This window comes from Mesonia profundi, from assembly GCF_031085155.1.
Lineage (GTDB): Bacteria > Bacteroidota > Bacteroidia > Flavobacteriales > Flavobacteriaceae > Mesonia > Mesonia profundi.
Map to the genome: position 1 here is coordinate 1 of NZ_JAVHUL010000015.1, position 3,270 is coordinate 3,270.

Genomic DNA, 3,270 nt, shown 5'->3' on the forward strand with positions numbered 1-3,270 from the left:
CCCGAAGTTTCGGGATGTATCGAAGCCCACTTTTCACTTTAAGCTTTTCGTTTTTCACTTTCTAAGTCGTGGGTCTAGTTTTCTTTACTTTTCACTTTTAAATTTTGCTGTTTTACCGTTTTGCTGTTTTTTCCAGGTCTAGTTTTCTAAAAATCTAAACATAAAAAAAGGCTATCATTTCTGATAGCCTTTTTTTATTCTATGTAGTTAAGAATTATTTCAATTTGAAAGTAACTCTTCTTACCAATTGACGCGCTTCATTAGAAGACTTGTCTACTGAATCATCAATACCTTCTCCTTTGTACTCTAAACGATCTGCAGATACTCCTGAAGCAATTAAGATGTCATATACTTTCTTAGCACGTTTCTCTGAAAGTTGCAGGTTATAATCTGCATTTCCAATCTCGTCAGCATATCCAATTAATTCCGCATTAGCTGAAGAATTTTCGTTCATATACTTTACTAAGTAGTTAACAGCTTCTAGAGAATACGTCTCTGGTTGAGTGCTATTAAATTTGAAGTAAACATTCACATAGCCATTGCTAATTAAGTCTTTGATGCTTAATCCGCTAGTAGAGCTTCCATCTTGTCCTGATTTTGCATAACGCTTATCTAAAGAACCTTCAATTTCATCTGGAATACCGTTATTGTTTTTATCTACAGCAACTCCTTTGGTATCAACAGTTACTCCGTTCATCGAATTAGGTTCACGATCTAAGTAATCTGGAACTCCATCTTGATCAGTATCCATCATATCATTCTCGATATCAGAAATACGGTTAGCGATAGAATCAATTTCTTGTGTTGTACTTCCTGCGTAAGAACCTACCCAATCAGCATGCTTTTCATTTTTACCTAAGTAAATTTGAATCCCAGCAGTAAGTGTAGCAATACCTCCGTCAAAATCACGGTTTTTGTTACTTGCACTAGTACCATCCCATGTAAAGTCTTGCTTTGAATGTGCGGTAAAGCTTGCATCTGCAAATAATGAAATCTTATCAGAAAGTCGAAGTTGTGGCGTTACCCCTACAATAAATGCAGGTGTATAATCATGCTCATCAGAAATTCCTCCATCTCCAAGTGAAATCATTCCAACACCCATACCAGCATGCGCTAACACGTTTAAACGCTGTGTCCAATCTCTAAACCCAAGAATGTTACCCACATTAACAACTCCTTCCAAAGTCCCTCTGTAGTAAGAAGTTTCAAAAGCAGGGACATTGTCGTCTTCAGATAATTTGCTGTATAAAGCTCCGAATTTAAATCCAAATTTTTCGTTAATCATATAACGAACGCCTAACTCCCCTCCAATAGATCCTGTAACGGAATTATCATAGCCTCCTGCAAAACCTTGTGCGGCTTTACTCATGTTCACACCAGCTTCAATAGACCAGTGGTTGTAATCTGTCTCTTGTGCATTAGTAACAACAGCAGTCGCAAATAAGCACGATAGTAATAAAGTGATTTTTTTCATAATAAATAATGTAATGGTTTTACATTTAGTTTTGAGACAAAGATATAACAGTTTTTACGTAAAAAAAAAGAAATGCAAATTTAATTATTTAATAAGCTCTTACAAAACTAGCTCTGTTCTAGCGAATAAGAATCTTTTTTATGTGAATTTATCATAAAATGAGTTGTTTTTCTTAGCTGAAGTTGCTTGTTTTTTAGATGTACTTTCTATTTGATTTGGATAACTTTAATATAGCTACGTATTATATCATGTATATTTGAAGAAAAAAGATGAGGTATCTAGGCATTGGACTTATTTTTCTAGTAGGATTCACGCTGCAAGCACAAAAAAAATACAATCAAATTTCTTTAGAATTGAAATATGGGGCTGTGGTACCCGTCTCACCAACTCAGTTTATTGAGAGATCGGAGTATATTAGTTTCAAAAATATACAGCTTGGCGCTCGTTATATGTTTGATCAAAAGTGGGGATTATCAGGGGGGTATGTTTTTCAAAGATTTGGAGATCAACATCAAGGATTAAAGGTTCATGGTGTATCTTTAGAAGGAGTAGTGAGCCTCACCCATGTATTTTCGATTCCCTATTATATAAAGGAATACGTCAACATCCAGTTGCATGCAGGGCCAGGGCTTTCTGTTGCTTACCCCTCTAGTATTTCGGGATCAGATAATTATGGAAACTTGCTGGCAGGAGGTTCATTGCTGGTAAAGTTGTCTCCAAAAATAGCTCTGGTAGGCGACGTTACCTATAATTACCAGTTATCACAATCTTATGCCTATAATGGAGAGTTGCTAAATGGGACTGGAAAGGCGGAAAGTGGAAGTAGTGTTTTTGTGGGAATAGGGATAAATGTGTACTTAGGAAAGGAAAAATATCATGCCGACTGGTACTAAGCGTTAAGGTTATAATTTTGAATATTTACAAGGCTACTGTCATGCTGGGTTTTTCTAATGATAAAGGGAGATTTCAGGATGACACTCGCTTGTTGTCATGCAGAGAGAAGCGCAGCGAAACGAAGCATTTTTTCGTTTTGGAAACAAGAGAATTGAAGTTAAAAACGCTCTCCTAAGTCCTGCGTCCAAACGTCTTGGGTCTAAGTTCTATTGTTGAGATTTCTCCTTTCGTCGAAAACCTAACGCAGTGGTTCGACGGAGTCAATGACAGCATAACAAGTTAATTTCTCCTTACACATTACTAATTACTAACCTCTATAAGTGTTGGTTCTAGGCTCTAGATTCTATTTTCTCCCGTCTCACCTCTCACCTCTAACTACTCCATACTAAAACGGTGGCTGAGTGATTTTTTGCAAAAAAATTGTATCGAAGCCTCATTTTTAATGTATATGAATTGTTAATCGAAGATCATTAAGGTGCTATATATATTCTTTACTTTTTTGCATTGCCCAAAAAAGTAACAAAACCTCGCCCGTACCGAAAAGGTACGTTCGGGCGGGAAATCTAGGCTGATTTTCCTGCTCTTGAAAACCAAAGAAAAAATTATATCCTCCGTATGGCGATCGCTGCGCTAGGCCATACTGCTTCAGCCAACGCTAAATTTCTTCTTGGTTTTACTACGCACATGAAAAGTAGGCCAGATACTTTCTTTTCATGTTTTCGTTTTTACTTTTAAAATTTTTCTTGTTTTGTAATCTCTAACTTCCAATTTCCGACTTTCTCTTTTCACTTTGTTTAGTCTAAGCGTCGTGGGTCTAAAAGTCCTGATTCCAACAGTCCTGTTTCTAAACGTCTTGGTTCTATTTTCTCCCGTCTCACCTCTAACTACTCCATACTAAAGAG

At 36.6% G+C, this 3,270-nt stretch carries 2 protein-coding genes; one reads left to right on the top strand and one right to left on the bottom strand.

Annotated features, from left to right (window positions below; all coding sequences use genetic code 11):
* Nucleotides 1-214: 214 nt before the first annotated feature.
* Complete coding sequence (locus tag RBU60_RS07050) at nt 215-1,474, bottom strand: OmpA family protein (protein WP_308864042.1); 1,260 nt, start codon at nt 1,472-1,474, stop codon at nt 215-217.
* 269 nt (nt 1,475-1,743) lie between these two features.
* On the opposite strand from RBU60_RS07050, the gene RBU60_RS07055 reads away from it, so the two are divergent.
* Nucleotides 1,744-2,367 (top strand): hypothetical protein, encoded by a 624-nt coding sequence (locus tag RBU60_RS07055; RefSeq protein ID WP_308864043.1) that lies wholly within the window; start codon nt 1,744-1,746, stop codon nt 2,365-2,367.
* Nucleotides 2,368-3,270 lie beyond the last annotated feature (903 nt).